This is a genomic window from Sorangium sp. So ce145, assembly GCF_051525985.1.
Lineage (GTDB): Bacteria > Myxococcota_A > Polyangia > Polyangiales > Polyangiaceae > Sorangium > Sorangium cellulosum_B.
This window is the reverse complement of sequence record NZ_CP150315.1, coordinates 6,031,918-6,054,723: the sequence shown is the minus strand read 5'-3', so window position 1 is coordinate 6,054,723 and position 22,806 is coordinate 6,031,918. Positions and strand designations below refer to the sequence as shown.

Below are 22,806 nucleotides of genomic sequence, written 5' to 3'. Positions count from 1 at the left end.
CCCGGAACGCCAAGGCCAGCTGCTTGGGACGCCTGGAGAGCCGCCAGGGACACGAGAAAAGCCGCCTGGAACGCCAAGACCAGCTGCTCGGGACGCCGGGAGAGTCGCCAGGGACGTCACGAGAGCCGCCAGGGACATCACGAGAGCCGGCAGGGACGTCACGAGAGCCGGCAGGGACGTCACGAGAGCCGCCAGGGACACCCGGACGAGCTGCCAGCGAGTCCGGGCGATGCCGGGCGCTGGCCTTGCTGGCGCTGGCGGTTCGCTCGGCCCGCTCCGGGGACGCCCGGGCGTGGTGCCGGCGTCCGGCGCGCGCCGTTTCAGCGCCCGAGGCAGCTCACTGCTCGCCCTCGACCCGCTCCGCCCAGGCCCGCCAGGTGGTCGCGCAGCGCGGCTCGTCCGCGTGCGCGCCGCCGGCGCAGTACGCCGGGTCGCGCGGGGGGCCCAGCACGAGGATCGCGGTGTTGCTGACGAACGGCAGATCGCGCCGCCAGAGCTCGCGGAACCCGTCGAGGCGCCGGCGGTACTTCTCTGCGTCGCGCGCGTCGAGGAGCTTGTCGAGCTGCGCGCGGATCTTCTGCTTGAGCTCCTTGTCGTCGGTGACGGCGAGCGTGCGCTGGAGGAACCGGATCTGCGCCTCTCGCTCGCCGGCGCGCCCCAGGATGCCCGCGCCGCCGAGCGCCTGCCAGCTGATGTTCGCGTCGCCGCCGCCGAGCTCCGCGGCGCGCGCGAGCATCCGGGCCCCCTCGAGGCGCCACCGCGCCTTCTCCTCCCGATCGGTCAGGTACGTGCCCGGCGCGATGAAGCCGACGAACTGGCCGAGCGCGAGCCAGATCTCGCCGTCGAGGGGGCGGTTCTGGACCCCGCGCTCCATGATCTCTCGCGCCTTGATGATCTCGTGGCGCGGCGTCTCGCTCGTCTGGAACGTGATGAGCGCGTCCGCGAACAGGTAGGGGTCGCGGAAGGTCGGGTCGAGCGCGTTGATGGCGTCGAGCAGCAGGGTGAGGTTCTCGAACCGGCGCCGCTCCATCGTGTGCAGGCCCTGCGAGACGAGCACGTGCGACCAGAGCAGATCGGCCAGCGCGGCGCGGTAGCCGAGAGACAGGGTGACCACCTCGTCCGGCGGCGGCAGGACATACACGTCGGAGGTCTCGGCGATGCGCCGCTCCAGGTCCGCGGCCGGCGCGCGCACGCTCCCGATGGCGATGGCGGCGGCGGCCGAGAGCGCGACCGTGACGAGCGCATCGCGCGCGCCAGCGAAACGGGCGAGGAGCGAGGGAGCCGCCGGAGGGGCCCCTGGCCCGCGCACCGGAGGGAGGCCCATCATTCCACCTCGCGGTCCACGAACATGCCCGGCAGCACGCGGGCCGGCTCCCCGGGGATCCGCTCGCCGCGCACCTCGAACGTGGACAGCACGCCGTCGCCGTCGAGGTCGCCGTGCGCGGTCGCGGTGAAGCGCATGGCCTTCGACGCGTCGGCCTCGCTCGTGAACTGGAAGGAGAACGCGTGGGGCCCCTCGAAGCGGAAGTCGAGCGACCGCCACGTGAGGTGCTCCCACGACTCCGGCGGATCGACCGCGCGCACGCCGCGCGGCACCTGGGCCGGGGTCAGCGGGGCGGACGGGGGGAAGCTGATCTCCTGCGGCCGCGACTCGGCGTAGGCGACCGCGCTCGTCACCAGCCGGTCGAGCCCCTCGATGGGCTCGCTCAGCTTGGACGCGCTGAGATTTCGGAAGAACGCGGGGACGGCGACGGCGAGGACGCTGCCGCCGACCGCGAAGGCCGCGCTGAGCTCCAGCGCGCTCCAGGAGCGCCAGGTCATGGGCTCCTCTCTACCTCACCCCTCCACGATCGAACAAGCGCGAGGGAGGCACGGTTCGCTTCAGTCGGAGTCGATGTTCGTGTAGATCGTGGTGCTTGTCGCGATCTCGCCGTCGCGCACCTCGCCGATGCGGGTGATCGTGCACCTCTGCCCGTCGGCCTTCAGGTCGCCGACTGCGCCCACCTCGAACCCGTCCCCTGTGGGGAGGGGCGCGCCAGGCAGGCCCTGGCTGACGTAGCTCCCGCCGACCTGGTACGAGTACTGGAAGTAGATGGGCTGGCTGATCGAGAAGCCGAGGCACTGCCAGCCCTCGAGCGTCGAGCCCGAGTTGAAGTCGACGCCGGGCGCGTTGCTCGGCTGGTACTTCGTCCCCTCGACGGCGGTGAAGGTGAGCGGGACCGGCGTCGCCGAGGTGCAGAGGAGGTGCGTGTTTGCCGAGACGACGCCCGTGGCTGCCAGGATCTGCGAGACGTCGCGCTCGCGCTCGTACTGGGCGATCGCGGTGCGGGTGATGGCGCCGACGATTTGCTTCGCTTCCGCCGTCTTTGCGGTGGCGAGGTAGCTGCGCACGCCGACGATCGCCAGGGCGGCGAGCACGCTGACGATCGCGATCACGATCATGACCTCGATGAGTGTGAAGCCTCGTCCACGGACCGATGTCGTGCTCGACATGACACGCCCTTTCCGTTCGCAGACGACGCTGGTGGACCGGGGCTGTCCGGCTCCGATGAGCCGGACAGCCCGGAGCGGGTCACTCGTACTCGTTCTCGATGAACACCTGCGTGGCCAGGACCAGCTCCCCGTTGAAGACGCTGCCGCCGCGCGCGAACGCGCTGAGCGTGGCGTCACCGTCGAGGTCGCCCGCGGCGCCCGCCTCGAACGAGTCCGTGGCGCCGTTGGCCGTCGGGTCGGGCGACGTCGTGCTCACACCGGTGCGAGCACCCCTGGTGTAGTGGTACTGGTAGTAGATCGGCTGGGTCATCGCGAACTTGAGGCACGGCCAACCCAGGGTCGAGGTGCCCGCGTTGAAGTCTTCCGTCGCCACCGAGCTCGGCTGGTACTTCGTGCCCGCTGGGACAGCCGCCGGAACCGGAGCGGTCGCCGAGTCGCAGAGCGCGTGGTTCGCGGCCGTCGAGGTGCCGCCGGTCAAGATCTCTGAGGCGGCGGTCTCGCGCTCGTACGCGGCGGCGGCGCCGCGGGCGATCGCGCCGATGGAGTTCTTGGCCTCCGAGGTCTTCGCGCTCGCGAGGTACCGGCGAACGCCGTAGATCGCCAGCGCGGCGAGGACGCCGATGATGGCGACGACGATCATGAGCTCGACGAGCGTGAAGCCTCTCCTGTCATATCGCTTGATTGCACGCATGAGTGTCGATCCTCCGTGATGCTTTCTTTAATTGGATGCTTTGCCGAGACTGACCATGATGTCGCCTGGTGCGGGCTCGGCCGGCCCGCAGCGCGAAAACCTCTCCCACGGACAGGCGCTCTCCGCGCCGCGCCGGGGCGAAACTCCTCTACTCCGTCACTCCGTGTCGTTCTCCATGTAGATCCCCGACATCGTGGATGCCGTCAGGAGCAATGCCAGCGTTCCATCCCCGTCCCGATCGCCGGCCGCCTGGACGACATACCAGGGCCCGCTGGGCGCAAACTGCGGATCCACCAGCGGCGACATCGGCAAACCTGCCCACGTGTACGTTGTGCCGGTGGTCTGCTCGAGCCCGCCGGTCACGCCCGCCACCGTCGCGTACCCGAACCGGACCGCGCCGTCCGTCGTCACGTTGAGCATCTGCCAGTTCGCGAAATCGCTGTGGCTCGGGTTGCTCCACGCGGTCTTGTGAGCGCCCAGCGTTGCCGAGGGATACCAGTCGTTGAGCGTGCCAGAGACATTCAGGTACACGAGCATCTCGGCCTTGTAGGCCTCCTGCGCGCCGCGGATGCCCTGAATGACCGCCTTCGGCTCGGCGACGCCCGCCGCGTTCATGTACCTGCGGTATCCGACCATCGCGATCGCCGCGAGGACACCCACCATCGCGACGACGACGAGGAGCTCGACGAGCGTGAACGCTCGGCTCGCTGCGCTTCGCTGTCGCCGCCTGCTCCGCATGCGCCCTGACGCTCCAGCAGGTGACGTGCCAAGGAGCGCGCGGCGCGGCGCCGTCTTCGAGTTGCGCGAGAAGCTCATGAGTTGCCTCGGTTTTCCTTGAGGTCAGGAGGGCAGGGGCCTGAGGTGTGGGGTTGTGTTCTTTTGCGGTGGTGACGAAAACCGTCACTCCAGGGCGCCCGGCGGTGACGATTCTCGTCGGGATCCTCCCTCCGGGTCGTCGTCTCCCTCCCCATCGGCCGCAAGGGCGTGCTTGGCGAGGCGGTAGCGCAGCGACCGGAACGAGACGCCGAGAAGCTTCGCGGCCGCCTTGCGGACGCCGCCGGTGCGCTCGAGCGCCTGGAGGATGAGCCGGCGCTCGACCTCGCCGATCACCTCGTCGAGCGCGCACCCCTCGGGCGGGAGCTGCGCGAGCAGCGGCGCCGGGCTCGCGCTGAGGCCGGCGACGGCGGTCGGGAGATCGCCGAGGCCGATCGTGGGCCCTCCGGCGAGCGCCACCGCGCGCTCCATCATGTTCTCGAGCTCGCGCACGTTGCCCGGGAAGCCGTAGGCGTCGAGCGCGCGCACCGCGTCCGTCGTGAGCCCGCGGACGTCCTTGCCGAGCTCGGCGGCGAAGCGGCGGAGGAAGCGCTCGGCGAGCCGCGAGATGTCCCCGGGGCGCTCGCGCAGCGGCGGCAGCTCGATGCGGATGACGTTCAGCCGATAATAGAGATCCTGCCGGAACCGGCCCTGGCGGACCTCGGCCTCCACGTCCCGGTTGGTCGCGGCCAGGACCCGCACGTCCACCGAGATCTCCGCGGCGGCGCCGACCGGGCGGACCTTCCGCTCCTGGAGCACGCGGAGGAGCTTCACCTGAAGCGCGGCCGGCAGCTCCCCGATCTCGTCGAGGAGCAGCGTCCCGCCGTCCGCCTCCCGGAACAGGCCCATCGAGCGCGCGCCGGCGCCCGTGAACGAGCCCTTCTCGTGGCCGAACAGCTCGCTCTCCATGAGCGCCTCCGGGAGCGCCCCGCAGTTGACGACAAGGAACGGCCTGGCCGCGCGATCGCTCTGGTCGTGGATCGCGCGGGCGACCCGCTCCTTGCCGGTCCCGCTCTCGCCCGTGAGCAGCACGGTGGTGCGCGTCGGCGCGATCTTGGCGATCAGCTCGGCGATCCGCTGCATCGCGGCGCTCGTGCCGAGCGGCTCGCGCGACGGGAGATCGAGCCGCTCGAGCTGCGCGCGCAGCCGCTGGTTCTCCGCGACGATCGAGCTCTTCTCGAGCGCCTTCGCGGCGAGCGCGGTGAGCTCCGCCGGAGAGAACGGCTTGGTGACGAAGTCGTACGCGCCGTGGCGCATCGCGTCGAGCGCGCTCTCCACCGTGGAGTGCGCGGTCATCACGATCACCTCGGTCGCGTTGCTCCGCGCCTTCGCGGCCGTGAGCACCTCGATCCCCGAGCCGTCGGGCATCACGAGGTCGGTGAGGACGAGCGGGAACGGCTGCGGGTTCTGGCGGATGGCCTCGATGGCGGCGCGCGCTCCGGGCGCGACCACGACCTCGTAACCCTGGCGGTGGAAGGCAATGTGGAGCACCTGGCGGAGGCCCGGCTCGTCATCGACGACCAGCACCCGGGTGGCGTTCTGCGGGATGCTCGGCGGGATCGACGCCATCACGCCAACACCCTATCACGATGCTCCGCTCACGCGTCGAGGGGGGGCATCGGGCGCGGCGCGCCGCGTCGTCATCACGTCACCGCGTCGTGACTGCCCCACTTCGGCGCATGGGGCTTCGTCGCGCGCTCAGGGGCAGGCGTTCACGACGCCGAGCGGTGTGCGCTCCTCGACGACAAACGATTGCGCCGCGCTCTCCTCGCCTCCGTTGCCCTCCAGCTCCTGCCATACGAGCAGGGTGTCGCAGAGCTGGGCCTCGATCTCGAGGAGGTAACGGCCGTTCCCGTCGGTGTCGTCCTCGATCACGCCCCGCTGCGTCCGCTCGTTGAAGAGGCTGACGCGCGCGCCAGGGCTGCAGTTGCCCGCGATCTGCCACACTCCCTCGCGATCTGCGGTGGGCCGCATCGTGTCGGCTGGCTCGGGCGGGGGGAGCGGCAGCGTCGGGCTCAGGCACGCCGCACCGGCGAGCAGCGAGATCGCGAAGGCGACGGCGAGGTGAAGCGCAGCGCGGCGGAGCATCGGCACGGCACGGCGTCATAGCACACCGTGTGCCGCGCCCCCTCCGCCACGGAGCGCCGCTATGCAGCGGGATTTTCAGCGATCGCGCCGCGACCCGATCGCCGGACCGTCAATTCTGTTGGCGCTCGCGTCCATCGGTTTGCAGCACGCGCAGGGCGACGCGCCGCTTCGCCGTGACGGCGCCGAGATCCGCGGCCGGGGGGAGCCCGGCGCCGCGCCCGCTCTCCTCGTCGTCGAGCAGCTCGCCGACGAGATCGTAGTCGCTCGCCTGCGTGATCCGGACGCGGCACATCTCTCCGGGGCGGACCTCGCCGCCGGAGAGGTAGACCTGTCCGTCGATCTCGGGCGCCTGACCGGCGTGGCGGCCCATGAGCACGTACTCGTGCTCGTCGCTCGTCCCCTCGACGAGCACCTCGAGCTCGCGGCCGATCATGGCGGCGCTCTTCTTGTGCGAGATGCGGCGCTGCAGCGTCATGAGGCGGCGGTAGCGGCTCGCGGCCGTGCGCGCGGGGACCTTGCCCTCGAGCTCGTAGCTGCGGCTCGCCTCCTCGTCGGAGTAGCGGAACACGCCGACGCGCTCGAACTCGGCCCAGCGCACGAAGTCGCAGAGCTCCTCGAACTCGGCGTCGGTCTCGCCGGGGTGGCCGACGATGAACGCGGTGCGGAACGTGAGGTCGGGGACGCGCTCGCGCAGCGTGGAGACGACCCGGCGGAGGCGATCGCCGCCGTGGCCGCGCCGCATCCGCCGCAGCATCGCGTCGGCGGCGTGCTGGAGCGGCATGTCGACGTAGGGCACGACCCGCGGGTGGCCGGCGAGCAGCTCGACGAGGTCGTCGGTCATCGTCTCGGGGTACAGGTAGAAGAGCCGCACCCAGCGCACGCCGGGCACGTCGGCGACCCGCTCGACGAGCTGCGCGAGCGTCGCGCGCGCGCCGCCCTCGGCGCGGCCCGCCGCGTCGCGGCCGTAGGCGATCGTGTCCTGCGAGATGAGATTGATCTCGCGGACGCCCGCCGCAGCGAGCTGCTCCACCTCGCGCACCACGTCCGGGATGGGCCGGGAGCGCTGCGCGCCGCGCAGGTCCGGGATCACGCAGAACGAGCAGGTGCGGTTGCAGCCCTCGGCGATCTTGACGTAAGCGCTGCCGCCGGGGGTCGAGAGGGTGCGCGGATCGCCGGCCTGGATCAGCCACTCGGCGGGGTTGCCGACGAGCATCCGCTCCGCGTCGCCCGCGAGCACCCGGCCGAGCTTGAGCATGTCGCTCGACCCGAGGAAGTGATCGACCTCGGGCATCTCGCGGGCGAGCTCCTCGGGGTGGCGCTGCGACAGGCAGCCGGCCACGACCAGGCGCTTGCAGCTGCCGTGCTCCTTGTGCTGCGCCATCTCGAAGATGGCGTCGATCGACTCCTTCTTCGCCTCGCCGATGAAGCCGCAGGTGTTGACGACGATCACCTCGGCCTCGGCGGCGTCGTCGACGTGCGCGAAGCCGGCCGCGCGGGCGACGCCGAGCATCACCTCGGAGTCGACGCGGTTCTTGGGGCATCCGAGGCTGACGAAATGGACCTTGCGCGAGCTCATGTCGCCGCTCCCTCGCCGTCGACGAAGACGACCCGCCCCGAGGCGAGCGTCATCTTGACGCGGCCCGTGAGCTGCCGGCCGAGGAACGGCGTGTTCTTGCTCTTCGAGCGGAGGCGCGCCGGGTCGAGCACGAAGCTCAGGTTCGGATCGACGAGGCAGAGCTCGGCGCGGGCGCCGGCCTTGATCGTGGGCGCCTCGAGCCGCGCGATGCGGGCGGGGGCGCGGGTGAGGGCGTCGACGAGCCGCCCGAGGGGGAGGGCGCCCTGCCGGACGAGGTCGAGCAGGACCGGGACGACGAGCTCGAGGCCGATGAGGCCGGGCGACGCCTCGGCGAACTCGCAGTCCTTCTCGAGCGTGGAGTGCGGCGCGTGATCGGTCGCGACCGCGTCGATGGTGCCGTCCGCGAGCGCCTCGCGGAGCGCGTCGACATCCGCCTGCTCACGCAGGGGCGGGTTGACCTTGCACGCCGTGTCGTAGCCGAGCACGGCGGCGTCGGTGAGCGTCAGGTGGTGCGGCGTCACCTCGGCGGTCACGGCGATGCCGCGGGCCTTCGCCTCGCGGAGGATGCGGACCGCCCCGAGCGACGAGATGTGCGCGACGTGGTAGCGCGCGCCGGTGGCCTCGGCGAGCAGCACGTCGCGCGCGACGATGATGTCCTCGGCCACGCGCGGCCAGCCCCGGAGGCCGAGCCGCGTCGAGATCGCCCCCTCGTGCATCTGCGCCCCGTCGGTGAGCGCGTGGTCCTCGGCGTGCTGGATGATCGTGAGATCGAAGGTCTTCGCGTACTCGAGCGCGCGGCGCATGACGGAGCTCGACGTCACGCAGCGGCCGTCGTCGGAGACCCCCACGGCGCCGGCGTCCTTGAGGTCGGCCATCTCGGTGAGCTCCGTGCCCTTCTGGCCCATCGTGATCGCGCCGATGGGGTGGAGCGCGGGCCCCCCGATCGCGCGGGCTCGCGCGATCATGGCCTCGGTGATGGAGCGGGTGTCGTTGACCGGCCGCGTGTTCGGCATCGCGCACACGTGGGCGAAGCCGCCGGCCGCCGCGGCCGCCAGGCCGGAGGCGATGTCTTCCTTGTACTCCTGCCCGGGCTCGCGGAGGTGGGCGTGGAGATCGACGAACGCGGGGAGGAGCAGGAGCCCATCGCCCTGGATGAGCTCGGTCCGGTCGGCGCGGCGCAGCTCGTCGGTCGCTGCGCCGCGTCCCGCCCGGGTGATGACGCCGTCTTCCACGACGACATCGATCACGTCGTCGAGCTGTTGTGCCGGGTCGACGGCGCGCACGCCGACGAAGAGAAGGAGGGGAGGAGGTGAGCCGATGGCCGCCATGGGAGCGCGCTCCCCTAGCACAGGCGCTCCTCGCCGTGCACCGGTGCGGCGTCGGCGGGGGAACCAACGCGGCGGTCCTGGGGGGTACTTTGGCCGAAGGTGGGGCCTTTTGAACCGCCAAGGGCGCCAAGGACGCCAAGAAAAAACACAAAATCTTGGCGTCTTAATGGCGCCTTGGCGGCTCCATCGTTCCGGCAGGGGGGGAAGTGCCCACCACAACGCGGCAAGGAGACCGCGCCAGGGTCAGCTGGGAAGAGAAGAGCCGGGCGTAGCGGACGCAACCGACGCAACCGACACAACGGACGGAACCGCAGGCGGAAGAAAAACGCTCGGGGCGTGACACAGCGCTTGACGGAACGCGAGGGGGTGAGGTAGTGATGCCGTCCCCGCTCGCGAAGCTGGCGGAATTGGCAGACGCGCTGGATTCAGGTTCCAGTGGGGTAACTCCCGTGGAGGTTCAAGTCCTCTGCTTCGCACCAAGCGCTCTTCTTATCCTGCTTCCCTAGCCACGACTCTTGCCAAGGTCGTGGCTCTGTCCCTGCTTGTCGTCTCCAGCAGTTCCTGTGATCGCCGCTCCTCCCCCTCAGCGGGAGGAGCCGCGAGTGCAGCCCCTGCTCCGAGCGCCTCGGAGGCGGTCCCCGCGGCCGCCGCCGCGTCGAGCGCCCCGACCGAGCCCGCCGTTGCCACTGCGCCGGCCGAGCCCGAGCTGCCGCGCGGGACCGGCGTCCAGGAGTTCGTGCCCATCGGCTCCCTCGAAGGGTGCAAGGCGAAGTCGGGTGATATCGCGACCTACATCCTGCGCGAGGGGATGGGGATCGCCGGGCGCGCCGACGGCTCGTTCGGGGCCGTGTGGCTCGTGGACCTCAAGGGAGGGGACGCGCAGATCGCGTTCGCCGGCTTCGATAACGAGGCCCGGCAGGTCGCTCGCGCGAGGGCGATCTCGAGCACGCGGGACGCAGGGCTCCGGATCTTCTCCTCGGGCGACGAATGGGCGGTCACGTGGTTCGACGCGGAGGGGCTCGCGTACGCGCGGCCCCGCTGGGAGACGAACCCGCCGGTCGGGATCCAGCGCGTCGGCGCGATCGGGAGGGAGGTCAGCGACCATGTCGCCCTCGCGCCCGCTCCAGGTGGCGCCCTGGTAGCAGCGGCGCCCTTCGGACCGGACCGCCAGCGCCTGGGGGTGTTCCAGTTCGCGCCGGTGGATCCGGCGCAGCCACAGCTGAAGGCGGTCGGGGTCACGCGAAGCGCCAAGAAGCCGCGGTGGCCGACGGTCGCTGCCGACGCGTCCGGTGGCTACCTCGTCGCCTGGCAGGACGAGGAGGACGGGAGCATCCGGGCCTCGCGGTTCGACGCCGCGGGCAGGGAAGGGAATGCCCACGTCGTTGCGCAGCGACAGGGCGGCGACCGACCGGCTGGCGCCGCTCAGGAGACACCGGACAGGGATCAGCGGCTCGGCCTTGTGGCCACGGGCAGCGCCGGCGCGCTGCTGGTCTGGAGCGAGGGAGCCACCTTGATCGCCCGCGCGCTGGACGCCGAGGCGCGGCCGCGCGGGGCGCCCTGGGTCGTTGGCAAGGGCAAGTGGCGCGCGCTCGCGCCGAGCGGCGACGGGGCTCTCGTGGCGTGGGTCGGCCACGATGGCAAGGTGGAGGGGCAAGCCCTCCTCGTGAAGCTGGCCGCCGACGGAGCGCCCTCCGCTCGAGGGATCCGGGTGTCGGATGGGGTGTTTCCCGTAAAGGATTCTCCCAGCGTGGCGCTCGCCGGTGAGCGGGTGGGCGTCGCATGGACGGAGCCCATGAGCACCGGTGTGAGCACGAAGCGCGCAGTCTTGCGTGTGCTCGAGCGCACCTGCATCCCCTGAGCGCTCACGCGACGAGAGGGCCCGTGCGGCGGGCGTAGCGCGGCCTCCGGCGCTAGGATGAAGGGCGTGAGCCACGCATTCGGCCCGACTCAGCCACTGCCGAACCGCGATGCGAACGAGCCTCCTGCAGCGCTCAGGGACGTGCAGACGGGCGCCCTGCCCTGCGAAAGCGAGCCGCCTGCCGGCGCGCCGCCCTGCGACACGGTCGCGGCCCGCGGGCGCGTCGCGCTCGCGCCGGCAGCAGCGCAGCCGAGCCGCGCGCAGGCGGCGCGGCTGATCATCCAGGATCCCTACCTCACGCCGCCGCCCCCGCCGGAGCGACGGCAGCTCTCGACGCTGGCCGTGAGCTCGCTCGTCGCGGCGCTGTTCGGGCCGCTCGGGGCGATCGCCGCGATCGCCTTCGGCTGGGCGGCTCGCCGCGAGATCGAGCAGGACCCGGCCGTGCGCAGGGGGTACGCGCTCGCCAGCGTCGGGCTCGCGCTCGGCGTCCTGCTCACGCTCTGCTGGAGCTCCGCGATCGGCTTCGGCGTGTGGATGTGGAGCACCCATCACAGCGGAGAGACGGCCTCCGCCCTCCCGGAAGGGGAGGCCTCGCCGGAGCCGGCGAGCACGGCGTCGCCGTCGATGCCGCTGCCGGAGGCGCGTCCTCCGGCGGTGCAGCCGAGCGGCAGCGTCCCTCAGCACACGACCCACCGGCGCATCGGCGGGGTCTCCATCGTCGATATCGGCGTCGACGTGTCCGTGCTCAGCGAGGAGCTCGCCAAGCAGCGCGCGGAGGCATACGCCCAGGGCGAGAAGGTCCTCGTGATGACGACGAGCGATCCCTGCGAGCCGTGCCGCGGGGTCGACCGCTCGCTCGGCGATCCGCTGATGCAGACGGCCCTCCGGAGCGTGCGGCTCGTGCGCGTGGACATCGATCTCTTCAAGGAAGATCTCGATCAGATCAAGGTGCCGCGGCGGCTGTATCCGGGCTTCTTCCTGCTGTCGCCGGATCTTTCCCCGCAGGACGGGATCAACGGCGGCGAGTGGGACGACGACATCGCGCGCAACATCGCGCCCGTGCTGGGGGCGTTCGTGCGGGGCCAGTACACGACCCGCCGGCAGCCGTGGAACCCGCTGCCCGGCTCGGGCATGCGGCTCTGAGGCGGGTCGCGCGCGGCGGCGAGCCCCTCGCGCGCCGGACGGGGTAAGCTCGGGCTGTGAAGCGCTTCGGCCAGCTCGCCCTCTTCGCCCTCTGCGTCGCGTTCAGCGTCTCGGCGGTCTACAACGTCGTCTCCGACAACGCCGACGTCGAACGGAGGGCGGCGCTCGTCGCGTGCGGCGAGGACGGCGCCGCGGGCGCGCCGGAGCCGCGCCGCGCGAGCGAGGGCTGCAGAGCCCAGATGACGCGGCTGGAACGGACGCCGTTCGGCCAGACCTTCGAGTTCACCACGGCGAAGCGCGTCGTGGACGTCAGGTGCGAGCGGGCGCTCTTGTTCGCCGGCGAGTACAGCTGCAAGCTCAGGTGATCGCCGCGGCGGCGTCCTTCACCCCACCCGCCGCGAGACGCCGTTATCCGCGCGGAAGTTACGCTATGGTGGGCGGCCGTGACGAGCCACACAGCGCGCTTGCCTCGCTCGATCGGCCCCGAGGCCGGGCGCATCGTCGTGGGCTTCGCCTCCGCGGTCGCGGCCGCCGCGGCGGTCGCCCACGGCGCGCCGCCGGCGCTGGCGGCGCAGGTGCCCCCGCCGGAGCCGCTCCGCGCGCCTTTGGTCGCGCCCGCTGCCCCGCCCGCGCAGCCGCCGCAGGGGGGCGGGCCGAGCGCTCCCGCCCCGCCGCCGGAGGGCGGCGGGCCGAGCCCTCCGGCCCCGCCGCCGCTCTCGCGAGACGAGGAGGAGAAGCGGCTCCGCATCGAGCGAGCGACGGCGCTGCACGACGAGGCGCAGCGGCGCTACAAGCGCGGCGAGTACCGCGCGGCCATCGCGCAGCTGGAGGCCGCCGTGGCGCTCGATCCCGAGGGCAAGGAGCTCATCTACAACCTGGCGATGATCCACGAGCGGCTGGGCGAGATCGACGAGGCCGAGCGCTACTACCGCCGCTACCTCCACATGGAGGCGCTCCCGAAGGCGCGTGAGGAGGTGCACGCGGTCCTCACGCGGCTCAAGGGCGCGAAGCGAGAGCTCGCCAGCGCGAAGGCGCCGCCGTCCGCGCCCGCGAAGGCCGCCTCGGTCTCGACGGCGCTGCCGTATTTGCCGCGCTTGCCGCGCCATCCCGTCGCGGTCGGCAGCGCGACGCCGCGCGCGACCTGGCTCGGCGTCAGCGGGGGCATCGCCGCAGGGTCGCTCGTGGTCGGCGGCGTCTTCGCCGCGCTCGCCGTGGCGCGGGATCCCGGTGCCGGCGAGCGCACCGGGGCCGGCGTCTCCATCGCCGACCTGCAGGCCGACGCGAGCGCCGCTCACCGGTGCGCCGTCGCCGCGGATGTCGCCTTTCTGGTCGCGGGGCTCTCCGGGGCAGCGGCGCTCTACCTGTACCTGTCTCCCGAGGCCCCCGCGGCGAGCCCAGCCGCTCGCGGGGCCTCGGCCGTCGGCGCGCGTGCGCTGACGCCGGGGCAGGATCGCCGTCTCCCGCGCGGCGCCGGTGCGGGGGCGCAGGGGATCCGCCTGTCGCTGGGCGCCGAGGGAGCCCGGCTTTGGGTGCAGTTCTGATGCGTGCGAGCGCCGCGCGGCGCAGGCTGCTCCGCGGGCTCGCCGCGCTCGTGTCGCTCGGCGCCGGGTGCCAGGTCCTCGTCGACGGAACGCTGGGCCCGGTGCACTGCTCGGACGAGGGCGCGCTCGGGCCGCCGGCCTGCCCCGAGGGCGCCGTCTGCAGGGACGGCGCCTGCGCCGAGCTGCCGCTGGAGCGCGCGCTGGGCGCGCGCTGCGCGCGGCACGAGGACTGCGGAGCGCTCGATTTCTGCCTCGATCCCGCGCTGTTCGACGTCGAGGGGCCGCTCGTCTGCTCGCGCGCCTGCTGCAGCTCGAGCGACTGCGATCCTGTCCGGGATGCGGTCTGCTGGATCCCCGACGGCGGAGGGAGCGGCCTCTGCCGCATCGGCCGGGAGGTCGGCCGGCCCGACGTGGGCACGGGGCTCTCCGGCGCGCGATGCGCCGCGCCCGGCGACTGCCGATCTGGCATCTGCAACGACGGCGCCTGCGTCGACGCCTGCTGCTCCGACACCAGCTGCGCCACGAACGGCGCGGCGTGCCGGCTCACGACCGGCCTCGTCTCGTCGGGTCCGGCCTGGGCGTGCCAGGCCGCCGCCTCGGGTGATGGAGGCTACTTCGAACGGTGCACTGGGGACGAGGACTGCGCGTCCGGGCTCTGCGTCGAGGTGGAAGGGTACGGCCGCTGCACCATCCCGTGCTGTGGCTCGGAGATGTGCCCGGACACGCCCGGCGAGGTGAGGCAGCGCGTCGGCTGCGCTGAGCTCGCGATCGACGGACGCTCGACCGTCCGCGCGTGCATCACGCTGCTGTCCGAGGACAGCCTCGCGGCCATCGGCGTTCCGTGCTCCACGCCCGAGGACTGTCGGAGTGGTATGTGCATCAAGGACCCTGAACAAACGCAGCCATTCTGTAGCGACGTCTGCTGCAGCGATGCGTCCTGCGGCGACGCCGCGTTCTTCGGCTGCCACCCGCGAGCGACAGGCGAGTCGTGGGCCTTGCGATGCGAGCCCAAGTAACGGACGATCCCCCCATCGCGGTGGTAGTTCGTGCAGCTGACGGCCAGTTCCCAGCCAGCGCCCCCGGGTCGCCCGGCGAGCCCGGCAGGGCCATGGGGCTGATTTGCCCGCGCTGTCACCACCTCGGGGCCGTCGCGCCGGAGGGGAGGAGCTCGTCCAGCCAGCTTCCGTCTCCCACAGGCGAGCGCGGTTCCCAGGACGGCCAGAGCGCGAGGCTGCCTCGTTGCCCCCACGACGGGCTGGCCCTCGTGAGCCGCGAGGTGCTCGGCGAGGCCGACGGAGATCCGTTCCTGGGGATCACGATCGCGGATCGGTTCGTGATCGTGGGCAAGCTCGGCGCCGGCTCGATGGGCACGGTGTACCGCGCGCGCCAGGAGGCGATGGGCCGCGACGTGGCCATCAAGATACTGCGGTCGGACAGGGCCTTCGACGCGCAGGCGAAGGCGCGCTTCACCCGCGAAGCGCGCGCGATGAGCCTCCTCCGGTCGCCGCACACGGTCACCGTGTTCGATTTCGGCGAGATCGTGGACGACGCGACGGACGCGGCCTTCGGCCGCGGTCGCTCCGCGGAGCAGAGCTCGCCCGTGGAGGGGACGACGTCGAGCAGCGGCTCCCTCTACCTCGCGATGGAGCTGCTCGAGGGCGAGTCGCTCGGTCAGCGGCTCAAGCGCCTGCGGCGGCTGCGCCTGGGCGACGCCGCCCGCTTCGCGCGGCACACGCTCCTGTCGCTGGCCGAGGCGCACGACAAGGGGATCATCCACAGGGACCTCAAGCCGGACAACCTGTTCCTGGCGAGGCCCCCCGCGGGCGAGCACGAGGAGATCGGCAAGGTGCTCGATTTCGGCATCGCGAAGGTGATGACCGGGACAGAGCGGCCGGTCGACGCCCTCGAGACCCAGGCAGGCACCGTCTTCGGGACGCCGCGGTACATGTCGCCGGAACAGGCGCAGGGCAGGCCGCTCGACGCGCGGAGCGACCTCTACTCGCTCGGCGTCCTGCTCTACCAGATGCTGGTCGGGAGGCCGCCGTTCATCGACGACGATGCGGTCGTCGTGATGGCGAGGCACATCAAGTCGTCGCCCGTGCCGGCGAGCGAGGCCGCGCCGGACGCCAGGATCCCGCCGTCGCTCTCGCAGCTCCTGCAGCGCGCCCTGGCCAAGCGGCCCGAGGATCGGCCGCGGAGCGCCCTGGAGTTCATCGCCGAGCTCGATCGCGCGATGGACGAGGCCAGGCCGAGCCTCGACCGCGAGCGCCTCGGCCCGGCTCAGCCCGCCGAGGTCGGCGCCACGAGCGAGCTGCTCGCGGTCGTGGGCGACGGCGAAGGCGCCGCGCAGGCGCCGAGCACGCTGCGTCCCGCGCCACGGAGGCGCACCTCGCGCGTGGCCGTCGGCGCCGTCGCCTTGTCCCTGATCGTGATGGCGCTCGCCGTGCGCGAGCTCCGCCGGCCTGCGGACGGCGGCGCGCGCAGCCTTCAGAAAGGGGTAGCGCTGGAAGCGAGGGCACTCGCCAGCGCGATCTCGCGCGCCGCCCCGCCGCCCGCCGCGCCGACCGCGCCTGCGCCGCCGCCCGCCGCGCCGACCGCGCCTGCGCCGCCGCCCGCCGCGCCTGCGCCGCCGCCCGCCGCGCCGGCGCCGTCCGCCGCGCCGACCGCGCCTGCGCCGCCGCCCGCGGGTGTCGCCAGCGCGGCGCCAGCGCCCACGGGCGTACCCTCGGCGTCGACACCGAGGCGAAAGCCAGCGCAGCCGCGCAAGCCGTATGTGAAATTCGACTGATGACGGCACGCGCGCGGCGCCGCTGCGCAAGGCCGACGTGGGCCCCCGAAGGCCCGCTCTTCCATGGAGTCCCGTCGCGCGAGAGACGGCGGCGTCCAATCGCGAAGGACGCCGAGAGTCGCTGTACGAGCCCGAGGCTAACGTGTAACTTCGCCGCGCACCGATGGATCCCCGGGAGATGGAAACGCTCGTTCAGCGGCTCGTCACGAATCCGCATGACGGGGAAGCCCTGGCGTATGCTCACCGAGCCGGGGAGCAGGACCCACGCTCGTACGCCATGCTGCTCGAGCGCGTCGGCAGCTCCACCGCAGATCCATCGTACGCGGCGCACTGGCTGAGCGAGGCCGCGAACGTGTGGTCGACCACCATCGGCGACGCGCACCACGCCGCGCGGACGCTCATGATCGCCATCGACAAGGATCCGACGCAGCGGACCGCGGCGGAGCGGCTGGCGCAGCTCTACCGCGACAAGGGCGATCAGAAGGCGCTCGTCGCGCTCCTGGAGCGGCTCGTCAAGGCGCTCACGCCGCTGCTCTTCGAGCGGCCCGAGGTGCGCGCGCAGGTCTCGACCCTGCACGAGGAGCTCGGCCGGCTGTGGAGCGAGCCGCCGCTCTCGCGGCCGGAGCGCGCCCTCGAGAACTGGCGCCGCCTGGCGGAGCTCGATCCGCACAACGTCTACGCCATCTACGCCGCCCGCGAGATGCTGAAGGCCCAGCAGCAGTACGCCGAGGCGATCCCGTACTTCGCGATGGAGCAGGCGCTCGTCGACGACCCGGAGCGGCGGCTCGCCCTGCTGCGCGACGAGGCCGACATCCGGCGCCGCGCCGGCGATCTCGCGGGCTCCACCGTGGCGCTGCGGAACGCGCGCGCGTTCGTGCCGCACGACGTGGGGCTCATCCAGGCGCTCGGCGTCGCCATCGTCGACCGCATCGAGGCGGGCGAGCCGGTGCCGCAGCCAGAGCGTGACGAGGCCGCGGAGCTCTTCGTGGCGCTCGCGGAGACCTACGACGGGGAGTACGGCTACTCGTACTCGGTCTACGCCCTCCGCTCGGCGCCGGGGCACGATCGCGCGATGCAGCTCGCCGACCATTACGGGAAGCAGCTGGGCCGCATCGCGGAGCTCCGCCCGCGCTACGTCGCCTACCTCCAGGTCAACCCGAACGGGTTCATGGCCCCCGAGGCGCGCAAGCGGGCGTCCGTTCCGCCCCCCCCGCGGCTGCCGTCGGCGCCGCCGCCGCCCCTGGGCGTGGCTGCCGCGCCTGCGCACCGGTCGTCGGTGCCGCCCAGCGCGGGAGCCGCCCATGCGCACGCGTCCGTGCCGCCCTCGGGCCTCCTCTCGTCGCCGGCAGCCGCTGGGCTTGTCGAGCCGGGGGTGGCCGCGTTCGCGCCGGCGCCTTCGTTCGCTCCCGCGCCGGGGTCGACGGCGCCGGACACGCTGGCTTCGCCCGCGGATGCCGCGGCGCCGGGGGCGTACGGCCTGGCCGGCGCCGCGCCGGCGCCTGATGCCTTCGGCGGCTCGGTCCCCTCGGAGGCGCTACAGCCGCCGAGGGAGGAGCCGGCCGAGCTCCGCAAGCCGCTGACGCTCGCCAAGCTCCGCGAGGTGCTCAAGGGCGAGCCGGCCAACCCGGACGTGCTCGCGCAGGTCGAGGAGCAGCTGCGCCAGAAGCGGATGTTCGTCGAGCTGCGGGACGTCCTGCTCGCGGCGGCGCGCGTCCCCGAGGCGCCCATCGAGCGCAGGAAGGCGCAGCTGCGCGACGTCGCCGGGCTGTGCGAGGCGCAGCTGCGCGACGTCGACTCGGCGGTCCAGGCCTGGAAGCTGCTCTCCGAGCTCGATCCCGGCGACGCGCAGGCGCAGGCCGAGCTGAGGCGGCTGCTCGAGCTGAGCTCGCGGTGGGACGACCTCGCCGCGCTGCTCGAGCACGACGCCGCGGCGACGGCCGACGTCGCGCAGAGGGTCGAGATCGAGAGGGCGCTCGTCGCGCTCCATGAGCAAAAGCGCCGCGACCCCATCGCGGCCGCGGAGGCGTGGGTGCGGATCGCGGGCCTCACGCCGGACGACGGCGCGGCGCTCCTGTCCGCCGTCAAGCTCTTCGAGCGCGGCGAGCGCTTCGATCTCGCGGCGCGGGTCCTCGCCGACGCGACGTCCTGGTTCAGGGGGAAGCTGAACCACGGGCCGCTCCTTCAGAAGCTCGGCGAGCTCCGGATGCGGCTCGATGAGCCGGGCGCCGCGGGCGACGCCTACGGCCAGGCCGCCGAGCTGCTGCGCCAACCGAGGCTGTGGGAGCTCGCGCAGCAGGCCTACGTCGCGGCGGGGCGGCTCGCCGAGGCGGCGAGGGCGCTCTGCGAGCGCGCGCTGCTCGCGGACCGCAAGGCGCGCCCTGCGCTCCTCGTCCAGGCCGCCGAGCTGCTCCTCAGCGCCGGGGACGTCGACGGCGCGCTCGACCGCGTCGAGCGCGCCGTCGAGATCGATCCGGCGACCGACGCTGCCCCCGCGATCGAGGATCTCTACCGGCGCGCCCATCGGTGGCCCGAGCTCGTGCGGTTCCTCCTGAGCCGGGCCGAGGTGCTCGGCGACAGGGCGGAGCGCGTCGCGGCGCGGCGGGCCGCGGCGGCCCTGCAGCGCGAGCTCGGCGATCGCGACGGGGAGCGCGCGACGCTCACGCTCCTGCTCGCCGACGGCGACGACGCCGAGGCCATCGAGCGGCTGGCCCAGGACGCAGGCGAGCGTGGCGATCACCAGCAGGGCGCGGAGCTCCTCCGCAAGCTCGGCGATCTGACGGACAGCGAGCCCGGCAAGATCTCGCTCGCCCTGCGCGAGGCGCGCATGCTCGCGGAGGGCCCCGGCGACCTCGAGGCCGCGATCGCGCGTTACGAGGCGGTCGTGGCGACGCTCGATCCGCAGAACCGGATCGCGCTGCAGGGGATCGCCGATCTGGAGGAGCGGCGCGGCAACCCGAGGGGGGTCGCGGGCGCGCTCGAGCGTGAGCTCGTGCTCGTGTACGGCCACGACCAGATCGACATCGCGCAGCGGCTCGCGGCGCTGTACGAGGGCCCGCTCGACGATCCGCGCGGCGCCGTCCGGGCGCTCGAGATCGTCCACGCCGTCGAGCCGGACGACCTCGACGCGGTCGCCCGGCTCCTGCGGCTCGCCGAGCGGCTGAACGACTGGCCGAAGGTCGCGCGCCTGATGGCGATCCTGATCGAGATGGAGGGCGACGACGACGAGGCGTCGCAGATGACCCGGCGCCTCGCCGAGATCCTCGACCAGCAGCTGGGCAAGAGCGACGAGGCGCTGGCGCTCCTGGAGCGGCTCGCCGATCAGGGCGACGAGCCGTGCCGCGAGGCGTACGTCGCGCTCGGCGATCGGAACGGGTGGAAGGGGATCGTCGCGACCAAGCTGGTCGCCTGGAACGAGTCGATCGCGCGCGCGGGGCGCGAGGTCGCCCTGCGCGGGGCCTTCGAGCGCTTCGTGGAGGTCGGTCGCCAGAAGGACGCCGCGCGCGTGGCGATGGAGCTCGCGCGCTCCCGCACCGCCGACGCCGGCCTCGCGGAGAAGCTCGAGGCGATCGCGGTGGAGCTGCAGGATCGCGAGGCCCTCACCGTCGCGCACGAGCTCCTCGCGAGGGATCTCTCGGGCGCGGCCCGGGCGGCCGAGCTCGTGCGGCAGGCCGAGGTCCGGGTCTCCGTGGGCGCCGATCCGCTGGAGTCGATCCACCACGGCGAGGGCGCGCTCGCGAGCGTGCCGACCGCCGAGGTCGAGCCGCTGCTCCAGCGGCTCGCGGCGCTGGCCGAGGCCCCGGGCCTCATCATCGATCTCTTCGAGCGCCAGGTCGGCCGGTGCCGCACGCCGGCCGATCGCCTCGCGGCGCTCGTCCGCGCCGCCCAGATCGCCTGCGAGCGCGGCGCCATCGACCGGGCGAGGAGCTTCTTCGAGCTGGCCCTCGGCGGCGGCGTCCAGGAGGAGACGATCGCCACGCTCGAGCAGGTGGCGCGGGACGACGACGAGCGGTCGCGGTCGACGGCGCTGCGCACCGTCCTCGCCGAGGCGCTCGCGGCCGGCGGCCAGGGCTCGCGCGACGGCGGCCGCACCCGGGCGGCGCTCCTGCGGCGCGCGGCCACGATCGCCTACAAGGATCTCGGCGACGTCGACCGCGCCTTCGGCTGGCTGGGCGACGCCGTGCTCACGCAGGTCGACGACGCTTCGCTCGACGCGCTCGAGGCCCTCGGGCGCGACGTGGGCGACCTGCCCCGCGTCAGCGCGACGCTGGACCGCGCGCTCGACGAGGTCTTTGACGGCCCGCTCGTGCGCAAGCTCCTGCAGCGTCGCGCCAGGCTGCGGCGCGACGTGCTCGGCGACCGGCAGGGCGCCGCGGCGGATCTGAAGAAGCTTCACGACCTGTCGCCCTCGGATCAGGACGTGATGAACGACCTGTCGGGTCTCCTGCTGGAGCTCGGCGATCACCGCGGCATGATCCAGCTCTACGAGGACCAGATCCTCCGCGGCCGCGATCCGGCGCAGCGGGCGGAGCTCGCGCGCAAGGTGGCGCGCCTCTGGGAGGAGGAGCTCGGCGAGGCGCGCGAGGCGGCGGACGCCTGGCGCCGCGTCCTCCGCATGAAGGCGGGCGATTCGGACGCGACCGCGGGCCTCGAGCGGGCCAAGACCGGCAAGCTCAAGCGCACCCCGCCGCCTCCCTCGCTGCCGACGCGCGCGCCGGGCCCGCCGCTGACCGAGCCGCCGCTCGCGCCCCGGGCGCCGACGCTCGAGACGCTCGGCCTCGAGGCCGGCGCGGTGGCGGCGGTGAGCAACGGCTACGCGGGCTCCGAGGCGCACGAGGGCGTCGAGGCGCAGCCGGCGGCGGAGGCGCAGCCGGTTGAGGCGTACCCGGCGGCAGAGGCGCAGCCGGCGGCGGAGGCGCAGCCGGTTGAGGCGTACCCGGCGGCAGAGGCGCAGCCGGTTGAGGCGTACCCGGCAGTTGAGGCGTACCCGGCGGTTGAGGCGTACCCGGCGGCGGAGGCGCTGTCGGCTCCCCAGGCGCAGCCGGCGGACGCCGCCGCCTCGCAAGCGCTGCCGGTCGAGCCGGAGCAGCAGGTCTGGGCCTACGGCGCCGCTGCGCACGCCGACGCGGCCGACACGGGCAGCGGCGCTGCCCTTGGCGATGTGGTTCTGCGCGAGGGGCAGAGGCTCCCTCTGGATAGCGCCACCCAGGTCCTCCACGTTGCTCCGGCTGCGTATTCCGATGCGCCAGCCGCTCCCGCGCAGGGGTCGGAGTTCGACGCTCACCCAGGGCCACAGACGCTCGGCGACGTCGACAACGACGAGGCCCATCGAGCGCACGAGGAGGCGCCCCTCTCGGCCCCTGCGCTGCCCGTCGCGCCCGCTGCCCCCATGGCGCCTGTCGTGCCGCCCTTGCATGGCTCCGACGCGATCGACGTCGACACCGACGCGGAAGACGTGGAGTTGCTCGACGACGACCCTGGTGCTCGCTAGCTCTCGTCCGCCGATCCTGCCCCCGGCGCTACGGCCGGGCGATACCGTCGCGGTGATCGCCCCTTCCAGCCCGTTCGAGCACGTCCTCGCGCGGGTCGGCATCGGCTGGCTCGCCCAGCGCTACCGTGTCCTCTTCGACGCGGGCGAGGGGCCTCCGTTCGACGGCGACGGCCGGCGGGGCGGGCCGCCATCGCTGTCGGCACCCTCCCATCACGGGCTGTTCGCGCGGGCCGGGTACCTGGCCGGCAGCGACGCCCGGCGCAGCGACGAGCTCGCCCGCGCGCTCTCGCACCCCGACGTCAGGGCCATCTTCGCGGCCCGCGGCGGCTACGGCGCGAACCGGTTCGTCCACCGGCTCGACTGGAGCGCCCTCGCAGCGCGCCCCCGCTGGATTGTCGGCTTCTCCGACGTCACGGCCCTCCACGTCGAGGCAGCGCGCGCGGGCGTGGCGTCGCTCCATGGCATCCATGTCACCGCGCTCGGGCGCGGCGACGCCCGCGCCCGCGCCGCGCTGATCCGCGCCCTCGAAGATCCGCTGGGTGAGCGCCGCTTCGACGGCCTCACCACGCTGCGCGCCGGCGTGGCCGAGGGGCCGCTCTTCGGCGGCAACCTGGCCCTGCTCCACGCCTGCGCCGCCGCGGGGCGGCTCCGGGTCCCGGAGGGGTGCATCCTCCTGCTCGAGGACGTCACCGAGCGGCCCTACCGCATCGATCGCATGCTCGCGACGCTGGAGGTCGGCGGCCACCTCGCCCCGGCCGCGGCGGTGGTCCTCGGCGACTTCGATCAGTGCGCGCCAGGCCCCGATGGAATCACGGTGGACGAGGTCCTCCGCGACAGGCTCCTCCCGCTCGGCATCCCCGTCGTCGCCGGGCTTCCGATCGGCCACGGCCATCGCAACGAGCCCGCCATCCTCGGCGGCCACGCGCGCGTCCTCGCTCACGGCCCCGACGCCGCGGTCACGCTGGCGGGCGCCTGAGCGCCCACGCGATCACGCGATCA

General features: G+C 73.2%; 17 protein-coding genes and 1 tRNA gene. 9 read left to right on the top strand and 9 right to left on the bottom strand.

The window, feature by feature from the left end:
* Positions 1–337: 337 nt before the first annotated feature.
* The 9 genes from WMF34_RS22130 to WMF34_RS22090 all read right to left on the bottom strand — a co-directional run bounded on the left by WMF34_RS22130 (position 338) and on the right by WMF34_RS22090 (position 8,989).
* Complete coding sequence (locus WMF34_RS22130; RefSeq protein ID WP_437994468.1) at positions 338–1,327, bottom strand: hypothetical protein; 990 nt, start codon at positions 1,325–1,327, stop codon at positions 338–340.
* Positions 1,324–1,821, bottom strand: a complete 498-nt coding sequence (locus tag WMF34_RS22125; RefSeq protein WP_012236909.1) for a hypothetical protein — start codon at positions 1,819–1,821, stop codon at positions 1,324–1,326. Before WMF34_RS22125 ends, WMF34_RS22130 begins: the two co-directional genes overlap by 4 nt.
* A gap of 60 nt (positions 1,822–1,881) precedes the next feature.
* Positions 1,882–2,493 carry a type IV pilin protein gene (locus WMF34_RS22120; RefSeq protein ID WP_012236908.1) on the bottom strand — a complete coding sequence of 204 codons (612 nt, stop codon included), beginning with the start codon at positions 2,491–2,493 and terminating at the stop codon, positions 1,882–1,884.
* Positions 2,494–2,572: 79 nt separating this feature from the next.
* Positions 2,573–3,184, bottom strand: coding sequence for a type IV pilin protein (locus tag WMF34_RS22115; RefSeq protein ID WP_012236907.1), 612 nt, complete (start codon positions 3,182–3,184; stop codon positions 2,573–2,575).
* Positions 3,185–3,340: 156 nt separating this feature from the next.
* Entirely contained in the window at positions 3,341–4,000 is a 660-nt protein-coding gene (locus WMF34_RS22110) for a type IV pilin protein (RefSeq protein WP_231864986.1), read from the bottom strand.
* Between the two features lie 84 nt (positions 4,001–4,084).
* Complete coding sequence (locus WMF34_RS22105) at positions 4,085–5,566, bottom strand: sigma-54-dependent transcriptional regulator (protein ID WP_437994659.1); 1,482 nt, start codon at positions 5,564–5,566, stop codon at positions 4,085–4,087.
* Between the two features lie 129 nt (positions 5,567–5,695).
* A complete protein-coding gene (locus WMF34_RS22100) occupies positions 5,696–6,085 on the bottom strand; it encodes a hypothetical protein (RefSeq protein ID WP_012236904.1) in 390 nt (129 codons plus the stop codon).
* A 109-nt stretch (positions 6,086–6,194) separates the two neighbouring features.
* Entirely contained in the window at positions 6,195–7,661 is a 1,467-nt protein-coding gene (gene rimO / locus WMF34_RS22095) for a 30S ribosomal protein S12 methylthiotransferase RimO (RefSeq protein ID WP_437994467.1), read from the bottom strand.
* Positions 7,658–8,989 carry a dihydroorotase gene (locus tag WMF34_RS22090; protein WP_437994466.1) on the bottom strand — a complete coding sequence of 444 codons (1,332 nt, stop codon included), beginning with the start codon at positions 8,987–8,989 and terminating at the stop codon, positions 7,658–7,660. The genes rimO and WMF34_RS22090 overlap by 4 nt, the downstream gene beginning before the upstream one ends.
* Before the next feature lie 392 nt (positions 8,990–9,381).
* On the opposite strand from WMF34_RS22090, the gene WMF34_RS22085 reads away from it, so the two are divergent.
* The 9 genes from WMF34_RS22085 to WMF34_RS22045 all read left to right on the top strand — a co-directional run bounded on the left by WMF34_RS22085 (position 9,382) and on the right by WMF34_RS22045 (position 22,783).
* A tRNA-Leu gene (locus WMF34_RS22085) sits at positions 9,382–9,468 on the top strand.
* 257 nt (positions 9,469–9,725) lie between these two features.
* Entirely contained in the window at positions 9,726–10,847 is a 1,122-nt protein-coding gene (locus WMF34_RS22080; RefSeq protein ID WP_044965481.1) for a hypothetical protein, read from the top strand.
* A gap of 66 nt (positions 10,848–10,913) precedes the next feature.
* On the top strand, positions 10,914–11,990 hold the full coding sequence (locus WMF34_RS22075) for a DUF4190 domain-containing protein (protein WP_012236900.1): 1,077 nt from the start codon (positions 10,914–10,916) through the stop codon (positions 11,988–11,990).
* A 56-nt stretch (positions 11,991–12,046) separates the two neighbouring features.
* The gene (locus WMF34_RS22070; RefSeq protein WP_437994465.1) at positions 12,047–12,355 is read left to right on the top strand and encodes a hypothetical protein; all 309 of its coding nucleotides are present in this window, start codon (positions 12,047–12,049) and stop codon (positions 12,353–12,355) included.
* 78 nt (positions 12,356–12,433) lie between these two features.
* Complete coding sequence (locus WMF34_RS22065; RefSeq protein ID WP_437994464.1) at positions 12,434–13,531, top strand: tetratricopeptide repeat protein; 1,098 nt, start codon at positions 12,434–12,436, stop codon at positions 13,529–13,531.
* Positions 13,531–14,547 carry a hypothetical protein gene (locus tag WMF34_RS22060; RefSeq protein ID WP_437994463.1) on the top strand — a complete coding sequence of 339 codons (1,017 nt, stop codon included), beginning with the start codon at positions 13,531–13,533 and terminating at the stop codon, positions 14,545–14,547. Before WMF34_RS22065 ends, WMF34_RS22060 begins: the two co-directional genes overlap by 1 nt.
* 248 nt (positions 14,548–14,795) lie before the next feature.
* A complete protein-coding gene (locus WMF34_RS22055) occupies positions 14,796–16,319 on the top strand; it encodes a protein kinase domain-containing protein (RefSeq protein ID WP_437994462.1) in 1,524 nt (507 codons plus the stop codon).
* Between the two features lie 178 nt (positions 16,320–16,497).
* Complete coding sequence (locus WMF34_RS22050; protein ID WP_437994461.1) at positions 16,498–21,807, top strand: hypothetical protein; 5,310 nt, start codon at positions 16,498–16,500, stop codon at positions 21,805–21,807.
* Entirely contained in the window at positions 21,797–22,783 is a 987-nt protein-coding gene (locus WMF34_RS22045; RefSeq protein ID WP_437994460.1) for a S66 peptidase family protein, read from the top strand. Before WMF34_RS22050 ends, WMF34_RS22045 begins: the two co-directional genes overlap by 11 nt.
* The last annotated feature ends 23 nt before the right edge of the window (positions 22,784–22,806 follow it).

Coding starts and splice junctions, on each gene's coding strand:
- WMF34_RS22130 (WP_437994468.1), bottom strand. CDS start 1,327: ATGATGGGCCTCCCTCCGGTGCGCGGGCCAGGGGCCCCTCCGGCGGCT.
- WMF34_RS22125 (WP_012236909.1), bottom strand. CDS start 1,821: ATGACCTGGCGCTCCTGGAGCGCGCTGGAGCTCAGCGCGGCCTTCGCG.
- WMF34_RS22120 (WP_012236908.1), bottom strand. CDS start 2,493: ATGTCGAGCACGACATCGGTCCGTGGACGAGGCTTCACACTCATCGAG.
- WMF34_RS22115 (WP_012236907.1), bottom strand. CDS start 3,184: ATGCGTGCAATCAAGCGATATGACAGGAGAGGCTTCACGCTCGTCGAG.
- WMF34_RS22110 (WP_231864986.1), bottom strand. CDS start 4,000: ATGAGCTTCTCGCGCAACTCGAAGACGGCGCCGCGCCGCGCGCTCCTT.
- WMF34_RS22105 (WP_437994659.1), bottom strand. CDS start 5,566: ATGGCGTCGATCCCGCCGAGCATCCCGCAGAACGCCACCCGGGTGCTG.
- WMF34_RS22100 (WP_012236904.1), bottom strand. CDS start 6,085: ATGCTCCGCCGCGCTGCGCTTCACCTCGCCGTCGCCTTCGCGATCTCG.
- rimO (WP_437994467.1), bottom strand. CDS start 7,661: ATGAGCTCGCGCAAGGTCCATTTCGTCAGCCTCGGATGCCCCAAGAAC.
- WMF34_RS22090 (WP_437994466.1), bottom strand. CDS start 8,989: ATGGCGGCCATCGGCTCACCTCCTCCCCTCCTTCTCTTCGTCGGCGTG.
- WMF34_RS22060 (WP_437994463.1), top strand. CDS start 13,531: ATGCGTGCGAGCGCCGCGCGGCGCAGGCTGCTCCGCGGGCTCGCCGCG.
- WMF34_RS22050 (WP_437994461.1), top strand. CDS start 16,498: ATGGAAACGCTCGTTCAGCGGCTCGTCACGAATCCGCATGACGGGGAA.